At 58.0% G+C, this 23,237-nt stretch carries 20 protein-coding genes and 5 pseudogenes; 13 read left to right on the top strand and 12 right to left on the bottom strand.

Annotated elements, in window-relative coordinates; genetic code table 11:
- Window positions 1-120: 120 nt before the first annotated feature.
- Together WT26_RS36680 and WT26_RS30215 are read right to left on the bottom strand one after the other, a co-directional pair.
- Window positions 121-744 carry a TetR family transcriptional regulator gene (locus WT26_RS36680; protein ID WP_080485778.1) on the bottom strand — a complete coding sequence of 208 codons (624 nt, stop codon included), beginning with the start codon at window positions 742-744 and terminating at the stop codon, window positions 121-123.
- Window positions 745-1,783: 1,039 nt separating this feature from the next.
- A complete protein-coding gene (locus WT26_RS30215; RefSeq protein ID WP_069271472.1) occupies window positions 1,784-3,256 on the bottom strand; it encodes an ISNCY family transposase in 1,473 nt (490 codons plus the stop codon).
- A gap of 124 nt (window positions 3,257-3,380) precedes the next feature.
- Between WT26_RS30215 and WT26_RS30210 the strand changes: the two are divergent.
- The 3 genes and pseudogenes from WT26_RS30210 to WT26_RS30205 all read left to right on the top strand — a co-directional run.
- Window positions 3,381-4,502: pseudogene (locus tag WT26_RS30210) on the top strand (diguanylate cyclase); the annotation flags it as partial.
- 250 nt (window positions 4,503-4,752) lie between these two features.
- Window positions 4,753-5,037, top strand: coding sequence for an RcnB family protein (locus tag WT26_RS36675; RefSeq protein ID WP_080485777.1), 285 nt, complete (start codon window positions 4,753-4,755; stop codon window positions 5,035-5,037).
- 494 nt (window positions 5,038-5,531) lie between these two features.
- Entirely contained in the window at window positions 5,532-6,554 is a 1,023-nt protein-coding gene (locus tag WT26_RS30205; RefSeq protein WP_059807745.1) for an IS30 family transposase, read from the top strand.
- A gap of 36 nt (window positions 6,555-6,590) precedes the next feature.
- On the opposite strand, the pseudogene WT26_RS36670 reads toward WT26_RS30205, so the two are convergent.
- Window positions 6,591-7,436, bottom strand: a pseudogene (locus WT26_RS36670) (LysR substrate-binding domain-containing protein); the annotation flags it as partial.
- 162 nt (window positions 7,437-7,598) lie between these two features.
- Between WT26_RS36670 and WT26_RS30195 the strand changes: the two are divergent.
- The 5 genes from WT26_RS30195 to WT26_RS30175 all read left to right on the top strand — a co-directional run bounded on the left by WT26_RS30195 (window position 7,599) and on the right by WT26_RS30175 (window position 11,971).
- Window positions 7,599-8,450, top strand: coding sequence for an ABC transporter permease (locus WT26_RS30195; RefSeq protein ID WP_069271470.1), 852 nt, complete (start codon window positions 7,599-7,601; stop codon window positions 8,448-8,450).
- A gap of 7 nt (window positions 8,451-8,457) precedes the next feature.
- Window positions 8,458-9,501: an ABC transporter ATP-binding protein gene (locus tag WT26_RS30190; RefSeq protein ID WP_069271469.1), complete on the top strand. Its 1,044-nt coding sequence runs from the start codon at window positions 8,458-8,460 to the stop codon at window positions 9,499-9,501.
- 26 nt (window positions 9,502-9,527) lie between these two features.
- Window positions 9,528-10,616 carry an extracellular solute-binding protein gene (locus tag WT26_RS30185; RefSeq protein WP_069271468.1) on the top strand — a complete coding sequence of 363 codons (1,089 nt, stop codon included), beginning with the start codon at window positions 9,528-9,530 and terminating at the stop codon, window positions 10,614-10,616.
- A 10-nt stretch (window positions 10,617-10,626) separates the two neighbouring features.
- Window positions 10,627-11,457 (top strand): ABC transporter permease, encoded by an 831-nt coding sequence (locus WT26_RS30180; RefSeq protein ID WP_069271467.1) that lies wholly within the window; start codon window positions 10,627-10,629, stop codon window positions 11,455-11,457.
- Between the two features lie 61 nt (window positions 11,458-11,518).
- Window positions 11,519-11,971, top strand: a complete 453-nt coding sequence (locus WT26_RS30175; protein ID WP_155123303.1) for a lysine decarboxylase — start codon at window positions 11,519-11,521, stop codon at window positions 11,969-11,971.
- Here WT26_RS30175 and WT26_RS39195 read toward each other — a convergent pair.
- The 3 genes from WT26_RS39195 to WT26_RS30170 all read right to left on the bottom strand — a co-directional run bounded on the left by WT26_RS39195 (window position 11,889) and on the right by WT26_RS30170 (window position 12,964).
- On the bottom strand, window positions 11,889-12,179 hold the full coding sequence (locus WT26_RS39195) for an integrase core domain-containing protein (protein WP_155123256.1): 291 nt from the start codon (window positions 12,177-12,179) through the stop codon (window positions 11,889-11,891). The two genes, WT26_RS30175 and WT26_RS39195, sit on opposite strands and share 83 nt — an antisense overlap.
- A 192-nt stretch (window positions 12,180-12,371) precedes the next feature.
- Window positions 12,372-12,707, bottom strand: a complete 336-nt coding sequence (locus WT26_RS38685; RefSeq protein WP_155123255.1) for a hypothetical protein — start codon at window positions 12,705-12,707, stop codon at window positions 12,372-12,374.
- A complete protein-coding gene (locus tag WT26_RS30170; RefSeq protein ID WP_080485776.1) occupies window positions 12,707-12,964 on the bottom strand; it encodes a transposase in 258 nt (85 codons plus the stop codon). The genes WT26_RS38685 and WT26_RS30170 overlap by 1 nt, the downstream gene beginning before the upstream one ends.
- A 511-nt stretch (window positions 12,965-13,475) precedes the next feature.
- On the opposite strand from WT26_RS30170, the gene bamA reads away from it, so the two are divergent.
- Window positions 13,476-15,788, top strand: coding sequence for an outer membrane protein assembly factor BamA (gene bamA, locus WT26_RS30165; RefSeq protein WP_080485775.1), 2,313 nt, complete (start codon window positions 13,476-13,478; stop codon window positions 15,786-15,788).
- 735 nt (window positions 15,789-16,523) lie between these two features.
- Window positions 16,524-17,015 (top strand): hypothetical protein, encoded by a 492-nt coding sequence (locus tag WT26_RS30160; RefSeq protein WP_069271464.1) that lies wholly within the window; start codon window positions 16,524-16,526, stop codon window positions 17,013-17,015.
- 330 nt (window positions 17,016-17,345) lie between these two features.
- Here the strand turns inward: WT26_RS30160 and WT26_RS36660 are convergent, their stop codons facing one another.
- The gene (locus WT26_RS36660; protein WP_080485773.1) at window positions 17,346-17,993 is read right to left on the bottom strand and encodes a LysE family translocator; all 648 of its coding nucleotides are present in this window, start codon (window positions 17,991-17,993) and stop codon (window positions 17,346-17,348) included.
- A 293-nt stretch (window positions 17,994-18,286) separates the two neighbouring features.
- On the opposite strand from WT26_RS36660, the pseudogene WT26_RS37775 reads away from it, so the two are divergent.
- Both WT26_RS37775 and WT26_RS30150 read left to right on the top strand, forming a co-directional pair.
- Window positions 18,287-18,994: pseudogene (locus WT26_RS37775) on the top strand (IS66 family transposase); the annotation flags it as partial.
- A 118-nt stretch (window positions 18,995-19,112) separates the two neighbouring features.
- Window positions 19,113-19,400: an IS66 family transposase gene (locus WT26_RS30150; protein WP_196222170.1), complete on the top strand. Its 288-nt coding sequence runs from the start codon at window positions 19,113-19,115 to the stop codon at window positions 19,398-19,400.
- Window positions 19,401-19,541: 141 nt separating this feature from the next.
- On the opposite strand, the gene WT26_RS36650 is transcribed toward WT26_RS30150, so the two are convergent.
- From WT26_RS36650 to WT26_RS30135, 3 genes and pseudogenes are all read right to left on the bottom strand, one after another.
- The gene (locus tag WT26_RS36650; RefSeq protein ID WP_080485771.1) at window positions 19,542-19,811 is read right to left on the bottom strand and encodes a DinB family protein; all 270 of its coding nucleotides are present in this window, start codon (window positions 19,809-19,811) and stop codon (window positions 19,542-19,544) included.
- A gap of 20 nt (window positions 19,812-19,831) precedes the next feature.
- Window positions 19,832-20,973 (bottom strand): annotated as a pseudogene (locus tag WT26_RS30145) (IS3 family transposase).
- Window positions 20,974-21,051: 78 nt separating this feature from the next.
- Entirely contained in the window at window positions 21,052-21,354 is a 303-nt protein-coding gene (locus WT26_RS30135; protein ID WP_069271461.1) for a DinB family protein, read from the bottom strand.
- A 140-nt stretch (window positions 21,355-21,494) separates the two neighbouring features.
- Between WT26_RS30135 and WT26_RS38680 the strand changes: the two genes are divergently transcribed.
- Window positions 21,495-21,911 carry a TetR/AcrR family transcriptional regulator gene (locus WT26_RS38680; RefSeq protein WP_230461654.1) on the top strand — a complete coding sequence of 139 codons (417 nt, stop codon included), beginning with the start codon at window positions 21,495-21,497 and terminating at the stop codon, window positions 21,909-21,911.
- Between the two features lie 149 nt (window positions 21,912-22,060).
- Here WT26_RS38680 and WT26_RS39190 read toward each other — a convergent pair.
- Both WT26_RS39190 and WT26_RS37770 read right to left on the bottom strand, forming a co-directional pair.
- Window positions 22,061-22,384, bottom strand: a pseudogene (locus WT26_RS39190) (EamA family transporter); the annotation flags it as partial.
- A 322-nt stretch (window positions 22,385-22,706) separates the two neighbouring features.
- Complete coding sequence (locus WT26_RS37770) at window positions 22,707-22,904, bottom strand: hypothetical protein (RefSeq protein ID WP_155123253.1); 198 nt, start codon at window positions 22,902-22,904, stop codon at window positions 22,707-22,709.
- Window positions 22,905-23,237: the final 333 nt, after the last annotated feature.

Raw genomic sequence — 23,237 nt, 5'->3', positions numbered from 1 at the left:
AGAATCGGGCGCTTCGTTCGGACGAGCCCTCCGGCAACCCATTTCCGGAGAAATGTCACGGTTTAAGGGGGTAACCGTCGATCGAGCGATTATTTGCAGTTTGATGAACGGTCATTGTCATCAGTCCTCGTTGTTCTGGATACAACGAAATACCAAATCGACAACTTCTCGAGCGTCATTGACCGTTCCGAATGTCGGTGTGGTGTCGCGTAAATTGGACAAGGCAATTCCCATCAATGAGGAGTGGATGAAGTAAGCTGAGTGCCGAGTTTCGGTGTGGTGGGGTATTTGCTCGTATAAAACAGCCTGCTTCAAATAGCGCTCGATAATGTGCTCGGAATTTCGATTCTCAGTTTGAATTCTTGTCGAAAATTCTGAAATACCAGGGGAATACCCGCATTTAATATAAGCGATAGTATAGAGCAATCGCGGCTTTCCTATGCAAAAAATGCTTGATAGTCGCTTTGCCAGTTGGTCTTTTAGAGTGCTGAGTGGGTTAATGCCTTTATCTTCAATTAACTCCATGATGAAAGGGGCGAGAGATAGTCCGGCCCGCTCGAAAATTGCATCAAAGACTGCAGACTTGTTGCGGAAGTGTCCATAGATTGCGCCGCGTGTGACTCCTGCCGTAACCGCGATGTCGCTAAGAGATGTATCAATCACTCCATTGCGGAAAAAGGCAATTTCTGCTGAATCGAGTATCCGTGAGCGCGTATCGATCGCTGATTGTCTGGTTCGTTTCATTCCGCTCACTCCAGGTCGGATGTGTGTCAATGTTTTCAGTAGCGCCTATGAGGGCGATAGTATGAAGATATGGTGTGGTGTGACGTAATTTGAGTTCGTGGCGTTGCTCCGGTGCCTCACGTACTGCGTGTAATGCGACGCTGGTGAACTTGGATTTTATCAAAACCAAGTGCGCCGTGTGAAGTTGGAATATTATAAATTTAATGTAATGATGGGAAATTTTATGAAATTGAATATTGTGAGATGGGCTCCTACTATATACGTGCAGCTTCTCCTATAACCCCCGGGAGGAGCGCCCTCTGACCTCATCCCTTTGCGGGGATGAGGTTTTTTTTTGATGTGTTTTTACCTCGGGTTGGGAGGGCGATTGGGCTGTTCGTGATATGGTGTCATTCTGTATTTAAGGCTGCTGATTTATGGGTGGTGTTAATATGGGGTTGGCTATTTTGTGTTTGCTAAATTGATGGGGTGTTTATTGGATATGATTCGTTGGAGAGAGTTATTTTCGGCTTCGGTTTGTTGATGGCGAATTAAATTTCTGACTATATTTTCATGTTTTATTTGAATAAAGGCCTATGTGGTGAGTAATGATATTTTTGAGTAGATTATTAAGGAAGGGTCGGGGAGGCGAATTTTTCGCGACATTCGATGATTGTGCGTCTTTGTTGATGAGATTTGCGCAATTAAAATCGGTTGTCTGTTATGAAAATGTAATAATCTGCATTGCAATCGCTGGAGCTATGGTGGTTTTGTGTATGCTACAGTTGCTTTAGAGTCGCCGCGATACACTCGACTGTGCTCGCGAAGCCTCACGAAATCTCGGCGTGGTAGCGAGCCGCGATGTTGTGCGTATTCTCGACTTATATGACTTTTCCCTGCAGACGACGATTCATGGTCTACGACACACCGACGTAATGGCGGCTCCGCCAACGCTCCGGTTAGGTGCCTTATTCCGCGATCTTTCGAAAGCGCACATTTCTAGATCGATCTTTGTGCTTGACGCGACTGTTCCCGCTAAGTTCAATTGTCGAGTTTCCCGCTAAATTGAAATGTCGCGGTGTTTGGGCTTTGTCTTGTCCTTGTTTATGGTGTTGGGGTGGGGCGGCGAAGCCGCCCCCCGTTCCCTGATTCCTTTGCCGCTGACTCCAAGAATCGCTTGATTCAGGTCAGCAAGCTCGATGGCACGCTGCTTCTTCAGCCCGATGAGCGCCTTCTTTGCCTGGACCTCGGCACCGCAATGGGTGCGCGACGGTGAGCCGGAAGCGCGGCGATCGTCACGCATATTCTGGATGCGCCGTGCGACTTCCAATGCGCTGGACAGCCGCTTGTTCTCGACCTCGGCGCCTTGATCGATACGCGTGATGCGATCGTATTGCTGACATGACAGCACCGCACCGTTGGCCTGTACTTCGATCATCCCGTCCGGATATTCGACGACCTCGACGTATTCATGCACGAGGCTCCGATTTGCCTCCGAATCGGCGAGCAGATACATCACGCGGTCGTACTGCACTGTCAACGCGTTGGATACCTTGCGCGGCACGCGATACGACAGGATCTGTCTCAGATACTCATCCGCACGCAGTGGCCTGTGTGCGTCGTGATCGCTTTTCGGCGGTTTGCCGAAGCGACGATTGAAATCGGCGATGAAGGAGGGCGCATACGCGTTAGCGGCCTCCCATGTGCTGATTCCACGCAGTCTAAGCTCTTTGACGAGCCGATCCTGCAGTGTCAGGTTGGCCCGTTCCACATGCCCCTTGGCCTGGCTCGTGTTTGCACAGAACGCGTCGATATTGAGCTCGTACAGCGCTCGGCCAAACTGCGTGACGCCTTTGCCTGCGGTCTCCGAGCGCTTCTTCACGTAAAAGACGCTGGCCTTGTCGCTATAGAACGCCATCGGCTTGCCGTGCGAATCCAGATACTTCGACAGCGCCTCAAAATAGCTGAACGTCGATTCGGTCGCCGTGAAATGCAGCGCCATTAACCGTCCGGTTGCATCGTCGATGAACACCAACAGCGTGCAAGCTGGCGCACGGTCCTCGAACCAACGGTGGTCGCTACCGTCAATCTGAATCAGTTCGCCGAGGCATGCGCGACGGTTGCGCGGTTGGTAGACCTTCGGCAGGCGTTGTTTGCGTGGAATCGAGAGGCCAGAAGCCCTCATCAGCGTACGAACCGTCTCGACAGCCAGATCAATGCCATGACATTCGTGCAGTTTCTCGCACGCCAGCGTCGGTCCGAAATCCCCGTAGCGCTCGCGGATCAACGCCAGCGCCCGCTGCGCCTTTCCAGCAGGCAGTTGATGGTTACTCGGGCGCCCACGCTTGCCTGACACCAATCCGGCCACGCCGGCCGCGCGATAGCGCAATACCAGACGCTCAATCTGCCGCACGCTCAACTTCATCCGTTCGGCCGCCTGGCCGGGCTTGAGCCTACATTCGGCTGCAGCCTCAATGACCTTCAGCCGATCCACTTCACGCATCGTCATGGTGATCGTCCCAGTCGCGTTCATCGCTGGCGCTCCCAAGGGTGCAGGCGATCAACCTACAGGCCAAAACACGACATTTTTATTTGGCGGAAACGCGACATCTGAACTTGGGACCTACAGCGACCGGAAAAATTATAAGAATTATGTCAATAATTCGCTCAGGTACGGTAATTCCGCAGACTGCAAATGCTTTGCCATCCATCGCGACAACCCGAACGCGGGTTTATACATTAGCGATCCGATTGCATCACGATTCAGGGTGGGCGGATCAAGCATTGTGTTGTAACGACGGATCGCCAATCCGGACGGTTCATTCGCAGGCGTCGCAATCACTGAGGTGAATATCGAGTATTTCCATTGGTTATTAGCGGAACTGTCAGTTGGTCACAACGGTTTGATCACGCTCATCGGTAGGGATGGTGTCATAATCATGCGTGAGCCGTATAACGCTTCCGCTATAGGTCGTGACTTCGGTAAATTCTCAGCCTTTAGATCGTTTCAGGCGACAGTAGAGGGATGGCTCTTCGACACGTCTGCGGACGATGGAAGCCGCCGTTTCTACTACATCAGCAACCTGCCCAACCTGCCCAACCTGCCGCTCGCCATCGTGGTGGAGAAGAAAGAAGGGGATATTTTTTCGGCATGGCGAAACCACGCCGTGATTATCGGCGTGCTGATAGCAACGTTCGGGAGCACCTTCGTTGTGGTCACTGTCATGCTTTTTAGACAACTACGGCGCCGGACGCAATCGGAATCTCAATTCGCTCTGCTGGCGCGTACCGACGGCCTTACCGGCTTACACAACCGTCGTAGCTTCGATGACGCGCTCGACCGGGAGTGGCGTCGCGCGCGCCGCATACGTTCCATATTTTCGCTGTTGTTCATCGATGTCGATCGCTTCAAGGCGTACAACGACTCTTATGGCCACCGGGCTGGGGACGATGCTTTGGCTGCGGTGGCACGTTGCATTGCCGGACATATCCGGCGACCGGCAAATACCGCGGCGCGCTATGGCGGAGAGGAATTCGTGGTGTTGCTGTCGGATACGCCGTTAAGCGACGCTGCCCAAATTGCCGAGCGAATTCGAACGGCAGTCAGCGGATTGGAACTTGAGCACGCGGCCAGCGAATGTGGTCGTGTTACCGTCAGTATTGGCCTTGCAAGTTGGACTCAGTGCCAGGATGGTGGGGCCGATTCCGTAGTCAAGGCGGCCGATGAGGCACTTTACTATGCCAAGGCGACCGGCCGCAACAAAATCGCTGGTTTTTAGTCTGGTGTGTGAAAAAAATCGTTAATATGTCTAAATTATAAGGCGTGTTGATGATTGTGTCTAGAAATGGAGATCGTGGGATCAATTGCGCGACCTATCTCTGGTGTAGGGAAATAGTGTCACAAATGACAGCGACTGAACCAATTTGCAAGATATCGTAAGCACGTCATCTAAGTCCTCTGCGATTATTGTTCGTACTTTTCAAAGGAGGAACGAGGTGAAAATTAGGGTCATCGCATTTGCAATTGAAATGAGCCTACTGGGGCTGTTGGTACCAGGATTTGCGCAGGGATTGCCTGGTCCGGGTGCTGCAGCGGTAGGTCGGAGCTTCCCCGTACCCCATAGCGACTGGCGTCGCGGTGGTCTTGTTCCGCCGGACTATCGCGGGCCACAGTACATTGTCGGCGATTGGCAGGCTTACAATCTTCCGCCGCCACCCCCAGGTTTTTACTGGCTTGAGGTAAATGGTGACTTCGTTCTAGCGACTCTCGCGACTGGCGTGATTGCGAACATCTTGCTGGCGCCACCTCGTTGAATTTATGGCGCTCGCGACGCTGAAGATGTCCCGTGTTTCGATAAATCGAGGTGTGATATGCGGAAACGTGTAAAGAAGGCGTTCATGGGCCTGGTATTGGTTGTGTTGACGTCTAGTCTAGGCGCATGTTACTGGGGAAGGCCGACTTGTGGATTTCCTGGTGAAGGAGGTCCAGGTGGCCTCGATCCGGCTGGCCTTCGCTGACTTTACAGCGCAATATGCCAGATGGGCTGCGTTTTTTGTCGAACGTAAAGGACTGGCGTGGGATGGTATAGCGCTATTGCGCAGCATGGCAAACAGCGCGCGGTAGCGCGCAATGCTCGAGTAGCGAGTAATTGCACCGTGATAATAAGTCCCCAAGAGACGGCGAAGACGAGAGGAGACCAATCTGCTACCGTTGAAATGCTTCCAATATCCATTCGCGGAATCGCCGCAACGCTGAGGCGGCCTCAAATCTGAAGTGCAACACTCTCGCCATCCGGTAATGTCCGCGAATGGCAAAGAGAACGTACCAACAACTGCAACCTGAAGAACGTATGCGAATCGATTTCTGGCGGGACGAAGGCTTGAGCTTGCGGGCGATCGCCCGCAAGCTCAAGCGCGCGCCGTCGACGCTCAGTCGCGAGTTGGCCCGCAATACCCAATCCAACGGCCTGTACTGCCCGCGCGCCGCGCAGGCATCTCGCGACGCGCGCCGACAGGCTGGACGGCCGGATCCGAAGCTCGCACCAGATTCGATCCTTTGGGGCCTCGTTCGTCGCTTGCTTTGCGAACGTCAGTGGTCGCCGCAGGAAATCGCCGGTACTCTGAAGCGTGTCTTTCCCGACGACCCGAGCCTGCACGTGTCCCACGAAACGATTTACAACGCCATCTACGCCCAGCCTCGCGGCGAGTTGCGCCGCGAACTGATTGCCTGCCTGCGCCAGCATCGCAACAAACGCCTGCCGCGATCGCGTGGCGCCGATCGGCGCGCGACGATTCCCGACATGATCAGCATCCACGTGCGTCCGCCCGAAATCGATGATCGCCTCATGCCGGGCCATTGGGAGGGCGACCTTATCAAGGGTGCCGAGAACAAATCGTCGGTGGCCGTGTTGGTCGAACGCATGAGCCGCGCCGTCCTGCTGGCGAAGATGCCCGACGCGACGGCCGCTTCGGCGCTGGCCGCGTTCACGACCAAGCTGCAATCGCTCGTCGAACCGCTGCGCCAGACGCTGACCTACGATCAAGGTCGCGAGATGGCGCGACACGCCGAACTGAGCGCCGCGACCAATGTGCGCGTCTATTTCTGTGATCCGCACAGCCCTTGGCAACGCGGCACCTGCGAAAACACCAACGGCCTGCTGCGGCAGTACCTGCCAAAAGGCACTGATTTGTCCGTCTACTCTCAAGATGACCTCGACGCCATTGCCGACAAACTCAATACCCGACCGCGCGCCACACTGAACTGGCACACCCCTCTGGAAATCCTTGCCCAAGTCCTGGCTAACCCCATAGACCGGCTTCCCGTTCAGTAACCCGCGAGGTGTTGCACTTCGCCCTTGAAACCGCCCTGAGCTTGCGCCGAGCCTATCTGTAGTACAACATAGATAATGTCCTTGATTATCTAGCTCTACTGGCGCATCGATCGGCTGCACAAGCAAGGCAGTGTCGATCAGTGTTCCAATCAAGAAAACCGGTACCAGTGCGAGTCCGAGCCCCGTTTGTGCTGCCTGGATGAGTACGGAGTATTGCTCGAATCGCGGGCCGGAGAATGGATTCATGTGTGTAACGCCATATCTCTTCGCCCAATCGGACCATGCGTCTTGGGCTTGTTCATGAACAAGCCGTGGGACGGTAGCAGTATCGGCCGGGGTGCGCAGCACATACTTCGACGCGAATTCCGGCGAGCAAACTGGTACGAAAGTCCGTCCATCCAAATAGTCGCTCCGTACACCATCCCAGAGGCCATCGCCGTAACGGATAGCTGCGTCGAGTTCGAGAGGAAAGGGGTCGCCGTGTGCTAGATGACGTCGAAAGCTCAGTGTCACGTCTGGGGCGGCAGCGAGGAACTCAGTCAGGCGAGGCACGAGCCACTTGGTCGTGAACGTCGGCACGCTCGCGATCGTCAGCAGGTCGCTGTTTTCGCGGGCGCTCAGCAGCTCGATCGACGCGTTGCCGATTTCGCGCAGCGGGCCGACGACGCGCGCGTGATACACCTGACCGGCACGGGTGAGCGCGAGGCCGCGTCCCTCGCGCACGAACAGCTTCACGCCGAACAGCGCCTCGAGGTTCGCGATCTGCCGGCTGACCGCGCTCGGCGTCAGGCCCAGTTCGCGGGCCGCGTAGGAGAAGTTCAGGTACTTCGCGGACGTGGCGAATGCATGCAGTTCCGCCACGTTCGGATACAGGTGCTTCATGGCGAGCTGTTCCGTCCTTGCACAGGTCGATGCGCGCTTTTTACGTTTTTTTCATGACGATGCCATGTCGGAACCGCACACTGCGCCGGCTTCGACAACGCATGCGGGCCTCGTCCGGCGGGCGTTGCGCGAGGATTTTTCCGATCGTCAGCGAGTGTGTTCATGCCTGCGTCAACCGCCCCGGCCGTGGCCGACGGTATTCCGATTCGTCGTAACAAACCGGCCCGGCCGCCCGTCGGGCGCCTGCTGCTGCAGGCGCTGCTCGCGGTGTTCGCGCTCTACCTGCTGTTGCCGATCGCCTTGCTGCTGATCGGCGCGGTGGGCGAATCGTGGACGAACACGTTGCTGCCCGCCGGCGTCACCGGGCACTGGTTCGCCGACCTGATCGCGAACCGGAGTTTCACGCGCGCGTTCGGCGTGAGCTTCATCGTCGCGCTGGCGTGCTGCGCGCTCAACGCGGCGATCGGCCTGCCGCTCGCGTATGCGCTGCATCATCGCGCGCAGGCCGGCGGCGGTTTCGCGACGCGCGTCGTGATGCTGATGCCGGTCGCGGTGCCGGCGCTGACGCTCGGCTTCGGCTACATCGCGATCTTCAGCGGCGACGCGCTGCCGTGGCTCGGCACGTTGCCGCTGATGGTCGCGGCCCACGCGGTGCTGACGCTGCCTTATCTGCTGCAGACGCTGCTGGGAGACTTGCGCCATCTCGATCTTGCGCGCCTCGAAGCCTGCGCGGCGACGCTCGGTGCGACGCCGCTGCGCCAGTTCGTCACGATCGTGCTGCCGAACCTGCGCCATAGCCTGTTTTCCGGACTCGTGATGGTGGCCGCGCTATCGATCGGCGAATTCCAGATCTCGAACCTGATCGCCGGTTTTCGCTACCGGAATTATCCGATCGTGCTGCTGCAGGCGTTCTACGGCGCGACCGGGATGGCATGCGCGGCGACCGTCGTGCTGCTCGTTCTCGCCGTGCTCGCGACGCTCGTGTCTGTCGGCACCGTCCAACGTCTGAAATGAGTCCTTCATGAGCCTCGAATTCGAACACGTCAGCTTTCAGTATCCCGGTGCGCGTCACGGCGTCGACGACGTCACGTTGTCCGCCGCGCAAGGCGAGCTGCTCGCGGTGATGGGACGCAGCGGCTCCGGTAAATCGACGCTGCTGCGCCTTGCCGCCGGGCTGCTCGACGGCTGGCACGGGCGCATCGCGATCGGCGGCGACGACGTGGCCGGCGTGCCGGTATGGCGCCGCGAAGTCGGGATGGTGTTTCAGCACTATGCGTTGTTTCCGAACCTGTCGGTCGTCGACAACGTCGCGTACGGGCTGCGGATGCGCGGCGTCGCGGCCGGCGTGCGGCGCCAGCGCGCGCTGGACATGCTCGAGCGGGTCGGACTGGCCGCGCATGCGACGCGCGGCGTCGCGATGCTGTCGGGCGGACAGCAACAGCGCGTCGCGCTGGCGCGCGCGCTCGTGATCGAGCCGAAGCTGCTGTTGCTCGACGAGCCGCTGGCCGCGCTCGATGCCGGCATCCGTCATCAGTTGCGCGACGAGATCCGCGCGCTGCAGCGTGCCTGCGGCGCGACGACGCTGTTCGTCACGCACGATCAGGACGAAGCGCTGAGCATGGCCGACCGCGTCGCGATCGTCGACGGCGGTCGCGTGCTGCAGGCCGGCACGCCGCGCGACCTGTACGAGCGCCCGGCGACCGCCCAGGTCGCGCGCTTCGTCGGACATTCGACGCTGCTGCGCGGCCGCGTGCTCGCGCACGGCACCGTCGACGTGCGTTTCGCGACGCTGCGCGCGGAAACGGGCGAGCACCGGCCGGGCGCGGAAATCGAGGTACTGGTGCGGCCCGAACACGTGCAGGCCGATCCGCCGGAACACAGCGCGAACCGCATCGACGGCCGCCGCGGGGACGTGCGCTACTTCGGCGCGACGCAGCGCTACGACTTCATTCCCGACGGCTCGGCCGACGTGCTGCTGTGCGAAGGGCGCGAGCCCGCCGCGCGCAGCATCGCGATCGACCCTTGCCATCTGCTCGTGCTGCCGGCGTCGCCGGCCGCGCAATGACCTCTTTCGTTCAACGGAGATTCACGATGCTTGCAGGCTCCCTTTTTGTGAAGGCCATGCGCGCCCGCGTGCTGGCGCTGTGCGCGCTCGCGGCGCTTTCCAGCGCGGCGGCGCACGCCGCGCCGCTGTACCCGGGCGAAGACGCGCTGTACGCGAAGGCGGCCGACGAAGGGCTCGTCGTGTCGTTCGATACCGGCCCCGAATGGGCGAACTGGAAGGCGCTGTTCGCCGAATTCCGCAAGCGCTACCCGAAGGTCGAGATCACGTACAACGACATCGGCTCGGCCGCGACCGTCGTCGCGCTCGACAAGTCGCGCCGCCGTCCGCAGGCCGACACCGCGTACTACTTCGCGGCGTCGGCGCTCGATGCTGCCGGCAAGGACGTCGTCGCGCCGTTCCGGCCGATCAACTTCGACAAGCTGCCGGGCGTGTTCCGCGCGACCGACGCTCGCTGGTTCGCCGTGCATTCGCTGAACATCGCGTTCCTGGTCAACCGGAAGCTCGTCAAGAACGTACCGCAGCGCTGGTCCGACCTGCTGAAGCCCGAGTACCGCAACGCGGTGGTCTATCTCGACCCGCGCTCGACCGGACAAGGCCAGGTCGCGGTGTTCGCGGCCGCGTATGCGAACGGCGGCGGCGTCGAGAATCCGAAGCCGGGCGCCGACTTCTTCGGCAAGCTGAAGCAGGCCGGCAACGTGCTGCGCGTGGAGGGCACGACGCCGTACGCGAAGTTCGTGAAGGGCGAGATCCCGATCCTGATCGGCTACGAGAACGACGGCCTCAAGGCGAAGTACGCGGACGGCATGGGCGACGCGGCCGACGTCGTGATTCCGCAGGACGGCAGCGTGTCGGCACCCTACGCGATGAGTCTCGTGAAGAACGGCCCGAATCCGTCCGCCGCGCAGCTCTGGCTCAACCTCGTGATGAGCGACGTCGGGCAGGCGCTATTCGCGCAAGGCTACGTGCGTCCGGCGGTGCCGGGCACGCCGGTCGTGCCGGAAGTCGCGGCGAAACTGCCGAACGCGCCGCAGGTGCGCCCGCTCGATGTCGCGAAGGCGGCGGCGCGCAAGGCCGAGGTCGACCAGCTCTGGTCGCAGGCCACGCTCGGCCAATAAGGGGCGAGGGATGCAGGCTTCCTTACCCGAACGCGGCGTGCTGCGCCGCTTCGGCGCGCTTCTAGCGGCGGCATTGCTTGCCGTGTGCTTCGTGCTGCCGCTGGCCGCGCTCGTCGACGCGGCATGCACGGGCGGCGGCCGCGCGTTCGCGGCGGTGTGGCGCGATCCGCTCGTCGCCGATGCGATCGTGCGCTCGCTGGCGCTGGCTGTCGGCGCCGGCACGCTGTCGGTCGCCGTCGGCGTGCCGGTCGCGTTCGCGCTGGCCGGACAGTCGCCGGCCCGTCGTCACTGGTCGCTCGCGTTGCTCGGCGTGCCGCTGGCGTTTTCCGGGCTGGTGATCGCGTACGGCTTCATCCTCGCATTCGGCCGCTCAGGCTTCGTGACCACGCTGCTGGCCGCGCTGGGCGCCGATCCGACCGTGATCGGCGGCGCGATCTACACGATGCCGGGGCTCGCGGTCGCCTATGCGTATTACCTGATCCCGCGCGTCGCGCTGATGATCTACCCCACGCTCGCGAATCTCGACCGGCGGCCGCTCGAGGCGGCGCTGACGCTCGGCGCGCGGCCCTGGCGCGCGTGGCTCGACGTCGCGTGGCGCGAGCTGTGGCCGTCGGTCGCATCCGCATGGTGCCTCGTGACCGCGATCGCGCTCGGCACGTACGGCACGGCGCTGGCGCTGGCCGGCACGCAGATCAACATCCTGCCGCTGCTGATGTATTTGAAGCTGTCGGACGGGCAAACCGATTTTTCGCAGGCGGCCGTGCTGTCGATCGGGCTGACGGCCATCTGTACCTGCGTTCTGGCACTGGGGGAAGGTCTTGTTCGCCAACGACGTCATTGAATGCGCGTGGTCCGAACCGGCCCGCGACGCGCTCGCGCGACTGGCGCAACGGCAACGCGGCATGCACCGGCACCGGATGCCGGTCGGCGTGATCGGCCCGCGCGACGCGACCGACGAACAGATGCGGGTCGCGGAACGGATCGCGCACGCGGTGGCGGCCACGGGTATCGCGCTCGTCGGCGGCGGCAAGCAGGGCGTGATGGCGGCCGCCGCGCGAGGCACGCATGCGGCCGGCGGCTGCGCGATCGGGCTGTTGCCCGAAGACGACGCCGCGCTGGCGAATCCGTACCTGAGCGTCGCGTTGCCGACCGGCCTCGGGATCACGCGCAATGCGCTGGTCGCACGCGCGTCGGTGTGCCTGATCGCGGTGGGCGGCGGGCTCCGCACGCTGTCCGAAATCGCGCTCGGGTTGCAGTGGGGCAAGCCGGTGTTCACGATTTGCGGTGCGCCGCAGGTCGCGGGCGTCGAGTGCTTCGACGAAGCGGATCGGCTCGTCGCGGGGGTCGTGCAGTAGCTAAGCGAGCTTGCCTGATACGACAGAGAGTTGCGTTAGAGCAAATTTCAATCAGCCGCTTGGTGTGGTGTATGGGGACGAACCCGTGCTGGTTCAGGCATCTATCACGGAACCGCCAGTTGAAGCTCTCGATATAGGCGTTCTCCACAGGTTTGCCAAGCCGAACGAAAGACAGCGTGGCACCGGCTTCGTAGGCCCATACGTCCATCACCTTACCAGCGAACTCCGGTCCGTAGTCCACAGTGACGGATGAGACAAGCCTCGCATTTTCTTGAGCCGTTCGAGCACTTTCTGCACTCGTAAGCCCGGCAGCGATGTATCGACCTCGATGACCAAGCCTTCACGCGTGCAATTGTCGACCACGCTCAGACATCGAGACCGCAGACCATAGGCCAGCCCGTCAGAAAATCCGTCGACCAACGCTGAACCGAGCCCATTGGCAATGGCAGCGCCGTGCGCTCGACAGCCGCAATACGCGTGCGTCGCCGCTTGCGCATGCTCGGGCTCCCTTGCTGTGCAGGCGCCAGATGCGCTTGCGGCTGGCAACGCCGCCATCCCGCTGCAACAGCACGTGAATTTGGCGATAGCCGTCGCGGCGTTTCTGCGCGGGGATGGCCATCCTCCGGCCAGTCAGTGCTTCGTCGTTAACGCGGCGGCGTGATTCGTAGCGGAACGGCGACCGCGAAATCCCTACCAGTCGGCTGGCGCGGGTAGTACCCATGGCGCGTTCGGTCATCAATACTCGGACCGCTTAGCGCTGGACTTGCGGGCTTGCTCCTTTTGGGCCAGCAGGTCCCTCAGCGAGGCGTTCCCTGGCACCGATTCGGCCAACAGGCGCTTGAGCTTGTTCTCCTGCCCCAGTTCCTTCAGATGCTGCGCTTCGGAGACCGTCATCCGACCGAACGTCGCTTTCCACCTGTCGTAGATCGCGTCGGAGATGCCGTATTGGCGGCACAGCTCCGCCGGCTTCAGGCCCGCCTCGGCTTCCTTCAAATGCCATGATTTGCTCCTCGATGAATCGCTTTTTTCTTCTCTGGAACGGACTCTGAACCTTCACCATACTAAACGCGCATGCGGGTCAAAGAAACTACCCATTAGGAGCGGATCTTCTCATTCACCGCTCCCAGCAATTTGAAGCGAAAAGACGGGTTATATCGTCACGGTGACTGCTCCGACGTGAAACCTGCCTTGGCGATGAAACTCGAGGCGCATTAGATCGTAACGGAAAATTCGGTGATGTACGTAGCCGTGTAGAGATGTTTCCGCACGTTACGAGCAGTGTTCGGCCCTCTATGCGCACGCGATGTACCATCGCTCCGGTCGCCTCCATATCTGATATGACACACAACATGCGTATGCGCCGGTACGAATTCCGCATTGCGCAGACTAAGCGATCAAGTGGGAAATATTTAGAAAGTAAACGTAATGGGTTTTAATGGAGGGGTAACCGAAGCGGTGCGGATGAATTCTAAACTTGACAGCTCGACTCTCATCGACCAACCGCATGTCCAATCAACCACTGAAAAGATTTGCCACCCTGGGGGTGCTGCTCTGCGGCGGAATCGTGCCCAGCTATGCACATAGTGCGCAGTCGGCAACGATTCGCGATATCCGAGTCAACGGACTGAAGCGCATCGAAGTGCGTACGGTCGATTCGTACCTGCCGGTCAGAATCGGCGACACGTTCACGGAAGATCAGGGAACAGCGCTTATTCGCGCATTGTATGCGACGGGCTTCTTCAGCGACGTCAAGGTATCGATCGATGACGGTGTGCTGGTTATTGATGTGGTCGAGAGGCCAACAATCGCCGAAGTCGGTTTCAACGGTACGCGCGAATTCGATAAGGACAACCTGACCAAGGCGATGAAGTCCGTCGGGCTAGCGGCGGGTATGCCCTACGATCGTGTGCTGCTTCAACGAGCCGAGCAAGAACTGAAACGCCAATATCTGACACGCGGCTACTACGCGGCTGAGGTGAAAACCACAGTCACACCGCTCGACGCGTACCGCGTATCGTTGTTGTTCTCGGTCGCGGAAGGCCCGAATGCAGAGATCCGCCAGATCAACTTCATCGGCAACAAGGTGTTTTCCACGAGCACGCTGCTCGGAGAAATGCAGCTATCGACACCGACGTGGTCGAGTTGGTACACGAAGAACGATCTTTACTCGAAGGAGAAGCTGACGGGTGATCTCGAAAACGTTCGTGCGTACTATCTGAATCGCGGCTATCTCGAGTTCACCATCGATTCAACTCAAGTGTCCATCTCGCCGGACCGTAAGAACATGTATCTGACGCTTTCCGTTCACGAAGGCGAACCCTATACCGTATCCGACATCCGACTGTCAGGTGATCTGCTCGGCCGCGATGCTGAGTTGCGCAGGCTGATGATCGTGAAGGCGGGGGACAGCTTTTCCGCGGAAAAGCTGCAACGGACGACGAAGGCCATCGTCGACAAGCTCGGCGAATACGGATACGCGTTTGCGAAGGTGAATGCGCAGCCAGACATCGACCAAGCGGCGCACCGGGTCGATTTGACGCTTGCGGTTGATCCGGGCAAGCGCGTCTACGTGCGCCACGTGAACATCGTCGGCAACTCGCGTACGCGCGATGAAGTGATCCGCCGCGAGATGCGCCAGTTCGAGGATGCATGGTTCGACTCGAATCGCATCGCACTATCGAAAGAACGGATCAGCCGGCTCGGTTATTTCACCGATGTCGACGTGTCGACCGTGCCGATCGAAGGAGCAACGGATCAGGTCGATCTGCAGATGAGGGTTGCCGAGAAACCAACTGGATCGTTGACGCTTGGCGGTGGCCTATCGTCGTCGGACAAGGTCGTGTTGACGGCCGGAGTGACACAAGACAACGTATTCGGTTCGGGCACGAACCTCGGCGTGAGTGTGAATACTGCGAAGAGTTACCGGACGCTGACAGTCACGCAGACAGATCCGTATTTCACGATCGACGGCATTCAGCGGATTACCAGCGTCTATTATCGGACGACGTTTCCGCTCTATTACTCGTCATCGAGCGACACAAGTTTCCGAATCATCACGGCCGGTGCGAACGTTAAGTTCGGGATTCCGTTCTCCGAGACGGACATGGTGTATTTCGGCATGGGCGTTGACCAGCATAGGCTGCGGACCGACTCAAGCACACCGCAAAGCTACATTGACTATGTCAACTCCTTTGGCAGCGTGTCGAACACCGTGCCGATATCGGTCAGTTGGTCGCGTGATGCGCGCGACAGTGCGTTGATGCCAAGCCGCGGCTACTACATGCAGGCATCGTCGGAATATGGGATGCCAGTTACGAAGACCCAATACTACAAGGCCGACGTCAACGCTCAATATTACTATTCGTTCGCGCGCGGCTACGTGCTCGGCTTCAATTTTCAGGGTGGCTACGGCGCTGGAATCGGCGGGAAGCCATATCCGATATTCGAGAACTACTATGCTGGCGGGATCGGCTCCGTGCGCGGCTATGAGACGAGTTCGCTCGGTCCGCGCGACACGAAGACCGGAGACTCGATCGGCGGATCGAAGCTTGTCGTGGGTAATATTGAATTATCGATTCCACTGCCAGGATCGGGGTACGATCGCACACTGCGCGTATTCACATTTATTGATGGCGGCAACGTCTGGGGTAACGAAGGCAACAGCACGGGCGCGAACGGATTGCGATATTCGTATGGTGCGGGATTGTCCTGGATATCGCCCATTGGGCCGTTGAAGTTAAGTCTCGGTTTTCCGATCGGGCACCATGTCGACGATAAATATCAGAAATTCCAGTTTCAAATCGGCACATCGTTTTGATGCAGGCCGGGAAGGCGCCTGGAGGTGAGATAATTTTTGAAGGGTGACGATGGTTTCAGAAGATATTGTTAGAGTCCTGGAATATACCGATTTCCCAGATGCGATCAGCGCTTATAAGTCAAGGTATTTAATAACTCTCTTTGATGGGGTGGATTTGGCCGTGGATTGGGCTCCGCTGTCTTCGGTTTCGCTCTTGTTAATCGCTGATCTAAAATCAATTTCCGATTGTCGAGACGCACACCGTCCGACGGTGACTAGCGTGATTGTTATTTTGAGCTATCGGCAAGCTCACGATCCCGTCTGTGGTGCGGACGCGTACAGGTAACCCATGCAATATGAAATGACCATGAAGCGAGTAATGCGTACACGTGGGCACGGACTGATGCACGCCCGTCAGGGACTCGAGCTGCTGTTGCGGGGCGCTATGAGGCCGTTTCTTAGTTCCGTAAGGCTCGGTAATTTTATTAATTTGGATGACAAATAGACAGTCATTCGTGGGGGGTAGAATGTGGCGCTCATGGGCACGGCTCATCGTAGACCAGATTCCGCCGAGCCTGCGGGGGCGGGTTGATTTCCTTCGCCTGCCCGACAGTAAGGCGGGATCGAGCATTCCGTTCTTACGGTGGTGAACATGCGATCCATCGTTGAGCTGTCGCCGGTTCTGACAGGGCAACCCGTCCGTCATCGGCCATCGTTGGATAGAGTTCGGCAGGCACATAACGCATCCTTCAGAATATGACCCGGAATCCCCGCATCAAGCGCAAGCGCCGCACAAAAGCTGAGTTGTTACCCTTGAGTAACGCCGACGTTCGTGCACTGTCGTTGGAAGGGCACGTAGCACTCGCTGCGGTCCGCAGTGGCCATGGTGGGGCGGTACAGCTCGGATACCTCGCGAAGACCGTCTACTTGACGTTCTTTCTTCAAAACCTAATGGCGCAAGAAGTTGATGTCGTATTGTTTCAGGAGGCGGAAGCTATTATCGATCGATGTATCGATCGGGCCTCGACGGTCGGGAGATGGTCATTGCTTGAGCAGGATCTCGTAGTGCTCGAAAGACTATTGATCGTGTATGACACCCAGCTTGAAGCGGTGCCCGCCTATCTGTTCTCAGAGGCGTGGGAAAGGTTCCAGCGCGCGATGGTATCCAGCCTTCAACGTCCGTTTGACTCCGTGGAAACGGGAAAGCTCGAATTCACGATCAGTGAACTTCGAGCGCAGATGAAGTAGCGTGATCGCCTGTTTCCGACTTCAAGATAGTTACGTCTTTGGGATGGCGTCTGACGCGAGAGGTAGGCTAGGGTGCTGAGGATTGGATTCTAACGTAATCTCGGGCACTCACTGCAGTCTCGACAAAAGCCGCGGCAGGCCGAGCAACTAGGGCTATTCAGTCAGAGAATGCCCGGCGCACCAAATAGTATGGTCAACGAGCACGACGCGCAGTTGAAGTCCCCTCGCAGGCGTTAGCGGTGCACTTTGACGAAACGGTTGCGGCATCTGTCTCTTGATGAAGCAATTTTGATACGATTCATTCTGCTAGTCGACCATGTTTCTGCAAACTCAGTGCAGTAGGTCAGTCCACCTATGCGCGGTGAGTATCAGGCGGAATCCGAGTACACCGATTGCTGCCGAAGCACTGCGATCGATCCAAACCTTCGATTTCAGGTAGCGGTGTCGAAGTCCATGCCCGGAGAAGCACATTGCGACAGTTGCGTACCACCCAGCTTCGACTACAAAGACGAGCGGTGGTAACACGATATAGCACCACAATGGCGGTTCTTGCGGCAATAGCGCCGCGAAAATGCTGCCGTAAACAATGGCTGTTTTCGGGTTAGTCAACTGGGTGGTCAACCCCGCCCAGACTGATCTCCCGAAATTCGGCGCTGCCTCGGACCGGTCACCGTCAATCACAATTGGCGCCGATGATCCGCGCCAGATTTTCAGAGCGAGATATAGCAAGTATGCACCGCCGGCCACCTTGAGTCCGCCATACAGCCATTCCACACTATTCAGCAGTGTGTATAGACCCGCTAGGGCTACGCCACTGAAGCATACTCCCCCAACGCCCATTCCAATCGCTGTAGCAAGCCCGTCCCTTCGAGACAAACCAAGCGAATTCCTGACAACCAGAATGAAGCTTGGGCCCGGGCTTATGGCGCCGACCAAGAGTGCCGCGAGTATGGCAATGAGCGCCGATGAGATATCCATGGAACCTCCTGAAAGCAAGGGAAAAGATCCGGAAGGCCATATTGTGTCGGTTGCATGCCTGATAAGCTAGCGCACAATTCGATAACGAGGTGTGAATTTGAATCACAGCTAGAAGGTATAGGCACCTCTTGCCAAGCTCTGAACCGTATGGCTGGTTGCTCAAACGGGATCCGGAGATCCCTACTTCCGACCGGTGCTAATTCTGCTGCAGGGTCAGATCGATCAATGCAGCAGCAGCTAGCCGCGTCACGCATGAGGTAGTTACGCATGGGCAGTTACGTGCTGATCGGTAACAAGTCCACGCGGATGACACGCCGCTGCCGATACTGGCGCACGGTAATGTCCGCACGAAGACCGGACGTCTCTGGGTCTACATGCGCGATAAGCGCTCGACTGGCTTCGACGAACCGCCGGCGGTCTGGTGCGCCTATACACTTGATCGCCGTAGCGAGCATCCGCAGCCGCATCTCGCTCACTTCGCCGGCATGCTGCAGGTCAACGCGTTCGCTGGCTAAGCCGAGTTGTATCGCGATCGTGTCATCCAGGAAGCTGCCTGTATGGGCTCACGCACGACCCGCACGCCGTTCGTCCCAGCGCGGTGACGGAGCAGGCATTGCGCCGGATCGACGCCCTCTACAAGCTCAGAGCAGATTCGCGGCACGCCGCTGGACGAGTGCCGACGCGTGCGCAAGCACAAGCCGTACTGCTTCTCGACAACATGAAGCGCTGAGTCGAAGCGACGCTCGCCACATTCTCGGCGAAATCCGATACAACCAAAGCGATTCAGTGCACGCTGAGCCAGGGGCCGGCGTTCGTCTACGATTGCAGTGATGGGCGTGGGGAAATCGACCAACTTAATCATCGACAGAGCGCTGCGCGGCGGCGCCCTCGAGGACCGAATTATCTGTTCGCTGGTGCCGACTCTGGTGGCGAACGTGCCGCCGGCGATGTATAGCCTGATCAACGCTGCGCGCCTGAACAGTCTTGATCCCGCGGCGTACCCGAGCTGCAGGCGGCGCGCCCAGTAATGTTATCCTTCAAGCCGTTCGCATCTGAAGCGCATAGTTTGCAATGGAAGCTGGAGCGAAGACTGCGATTGCGTGCACGAGACAGGGCTGTGTGCTTGCTACCGTCGAACACGTGCCGATAGAGCCTCTGCCGAACTTCTTGCCGTCGTGCCTGCCGGGCGGGGCGATGCAATACATGAGCAGTTATTGGCCGAAATTGGCCAGCTACGTCGAGAACGGTAACTGGCCGATATTCAACGATCAGTGTGAGAACGTGATTAGACTGTTTGCTTTCAGTCGCAAGGGCTGGCTATTTTCTGATGCGGTCGCCGACGCATGGACCAGTGCCAATTTCTACTCTTTCGAGACCTGCAAGGCGAATGGAATCGATACGTGCTAGTAACCTGTATGCGGCTTCACGATACTGCCAACGTGTAAATAATGCAGATGATTATGTTGGAATCGTGCCGCGGAACATCGCTCACAAAATTGAGATGGCAGACTAATGTTTAGTTGGCGACACACTGGGCTATACAAAGCGTTAGGAATGTCGCCTATGAGTAGCTGCTTCCGTTGCATTCGCCTTTCCCTGTAGTCTGTGCATGGGTTCTATTCTATGAAGGTGGGCCGCGTAAGTATCCCATGACAATTTTATTCCCTGTCCCGATCGGGAGGCAGCCAAGGTCATGAGCCTTCCCAGTTCGCCTCGGTGATAACCGCCGTGAGTGATGAGATGAGTCAGCATTTCTTCGCACGTCATGTACCCATTGTCACCATCGGTAAAGACGAAGGGCACTGATTGGGACAGCATCGTCTGACCCTGAACCAGAATTAGTCCCGGTCGGAAGTGGAGATTTCCGGCTTGGTTGAGTTGTCAGACGAGGCGGATTCTCTTGCCTGACGGGCGAATTCGGCGGGTGTCATCCACTGCAATGCGGAGTGGGGACGAACCTCGTTATAGTACGTGCGCCAGTCGTCGATTTTGCTCTGCGCGTCAGCCAATGACAAGAACCAATGTGCGTTCAGACACTCCTGCCGGAAGCGCCCGTTGAAGCTTTCAACCTTGGCGTTGTCAGTGGGCGTGCCCGGTCGGCTGAAATCCAGTTCAACGCCATGTTCATAGGCCCAGCGATCCATTGCCTTAGAAATGAACTCGCTGCCATTGTCGACCTTGATCGTGGCGGGGTGCCCGCGCATGGCAGTAATACGCGTCAGCGCTTCGACTACATGCTCCCCCTTCAGACTTTGTCCGACCTCGATGGCCAGGCATTCCCGGGTGTAGTTGTCGACGACGGTCAGTGTCCGTAGACGTCTCCCGTCGAACAGTGCATCCGCAACGAAATCCATGCTCCAGATTTCGTTGATCGCGGTCACGATATGCTTGGGCTGTCGCAGCCGAGCCGATTTGTTACGTCGCGGCCGCTTATGCCGCAGTGAAAGGCCCTCCGCCCGATACAGCCTGTAGACGCGCTTGCAGTTATCTCGCCAGCCTTCCCGTCACAGGACCACGTGAACGCGCCGATACCCATAGTGCACGCGCGTGGCGGTGATTTCCTTGATACGCATGAGCAGCGCCGACGAATCACGCGCAACCGACTGATACCGATACAGCGAACGAGACATGCCAAACAACGCGCAAGTCTTCGTCAGGCTGGTTCGATAGCGATCACGCAATTCATCGATCAACATGCGCCGACGGGCAGGCTTCAGAGCTTTTTTGCGAGTACGTCCTGCAGCATGGCCTTGTCCAGGCTCAGGTCCGCCACAAGCCGTTTCAGCTTCGCGTTTTCTTCTTCGAGCTGGCGCAAGCGGCGCAGCTCAGAAGGCCCCAACCCTCCGAATTTCTTCTTCCAGTTGTAGAAAGTCGCCTCGCTTATTCCGAGTTTGCGGCAGATCTCCTCGACCTTCGTACCCAGCTCGGCTTGCTTCAGGGCAAATGCGATCTGCTCTTCCGTAAATTTGCTCGTCTTCATGGCATGGCCTTCGTGTCCGCTTGGACACATCATGCCGAATTTCTCTACTTTTGCACCGGACTATTTCTTGGGTCAGGGTCACGTCTGCGTAGCCATTTTCACGTAATCGAGATACCAACGGTCGAGGATTGCGACTTCTATACGCAACTCATTGAGCTTGGGCGTCTCGGGTGTTTTGTCGGCGGCAAAGCCGTGACGATCGCCAACCAGATGCGCTGCGAAGATTTTGTTCACGACGAGGCAATGGTTCATCAATTTGAGCGCAGATTGGCGCTCCTCGGCATACTGCCCGGCATCGAGTCCCTTCATTGCCTCGAACATTTCATCATTCGCCCAGGCCTGGTAGTGGAGCATTTTGAACAAGAGATTGTTCGAGTCCATACAAGCCCCCCTTTCTTGTGTCCAATAATATGTGAGCTTGGCCTACATTATTTTCGGTTGGAGTTAGCATGTCTACTCGCGTTTCTGACGCCACATCCGCAAGGCGGAAAGCTCCGAGCCAAGCGCGTTCACGGGCGACGGTGGAAGTGATTGTCAAAGCGGGTGCTCACGTTCTGGATGCTCTAGGATGGTCGGGATTTACAACCAATGAGTTTGCCAGGGTTGCCGGTGTCAGTATTGGCTCCGTGTATCAGTACTTCTCCAACAAGCTCGCCCTGGTCGATGCAATCCGGCGTCAGCATTTTGATGACGTACTGGCCGTGCTGCAGCGTGCACGGGATCGTCGTTCTTCGCCCGAGCGTCTGATCGAATACCCCGTGAACGACCTGATCGCTGTTCACCGGGATTACCCATACCTGCACAGGACGCTGCTTGACCTGCCCAATCCTGAAGGAACGAAGGCTGCCTACGACGCATTCCAGAAGGAGTATCTCCGCAGGTATGCGCTTATCGGTGCGGCCTATCGTGGAGGTGCCTTGGCAAAGAGGATGGGATGACAGCCCAGGTGCTATCTTCCGCCAACGAGGGCGTTATCCACAACGCGGCCCGACCCGGGGCTGTTGACACGTCCACAATTCAGGCGCGAACTCTTCAGAATGGTCCGCAGCTACTTGGGAAATCCTAATGTGGTCATAGCAAACTCATGTCAGCGAGACGTTTTCAAACGATCGCATACAGCGATCGCACGAGCGCGCCAACAGGGAAGGGAGAGGGCGGAATCCTGCGTTAAGACCAGCCTCATAAGGCCCGACGCGACAAATATGCGCCACAAGATCAAACACAATGCCAGCAGCATTGTCGCGGAAAGAGTCTCGGAGAGAAGCGTCGCTACGATGATGAAATTGATGACCGGCTGATCGAATTGTAATAGCGCGATCAAGACAACTCCGCCCTTGTCGAGAGCCCAGAACAAGGCCACGAATCCGGTGAGGGTGCAAAACACCGCCAGAAACGCAAGAGCGGTCCATCCGTTCCAAGTGACTGGCGGCCGTCATATTGGCACAATACGCACGAGGATGTCGCGCTCTGGTCCGGTACCGGTGAAGCGCTGCGCTTGCGTGGGCTGCACGCCATGTATAGCCTGTAAAGTAAAAAATTACTTTCAAAATATTACCATCCCAAAATGGATCGGCATCGAATTGATGTATGTCAATTTAAGGGGGAATGTGCGACCATATTCTAAGACGACATTGCATGGAGCTTCAGTATGAATAACCGTATGCAAGATGCGTCGTGCCAGTTACGGTTGAACTAATCATGCTGGCAATTTCCTGGCGAATGCTCATCGGAGATCAGGGAAAATATTTCGGCATCGATTTTTCGCTCGCCGTTACCACGTTGTTGACCACACAGCGGACTGCAACGCTGGTTGCAGTCCTGCGATCAACGACGACCTTCGTCGCCAGATTCAGGGCATCGATATGTGGGTGATCGACCTTCATTCCGAGTATGTTGACGATATCAAGGCGATGGGCGATATCGCGGTTCATCGGATGCGAAGCGTGTCGGGCGAGACATGGAGCCCCGACGGGCGGCCCATCGGAGTCGCGGCCAATAGCTCCAGCTCCGTTTCCGCTGATTCCTGTGCTGTGGGGCTGTGCGCGCTATTAGTCGTATGAGGTTTTTGAATCCCAGCGCTATTGGACTATTCACATCCCGCCGGAAGTTCAGAATCCCGGAAGAAGGAGACGCTCCCCGGTCTGTTCGCAGCCTGCGGGTTCAATCGGTTCACCGGTGTGCAAACGCGCAACGGCATATGCAAACCCTGCTGATCAAGGGGGCGCGCAGGTTCGCTGCAATACGCGCGGGCGGTCCAGTACGAT

The organism is Burkholderia cepacia, assembly GCF_001718835.1.
Taxonomy (GTDB): Bacteria; Pseudomonadota; Gammaproteobacteria; order Burkholderiales; family Burkholderiaceae; genus Burkholderia; species Burkholderia cepacia_F.
This window is presented reverse-complemented; position numbering and strand designations above follow the sequence as displayed.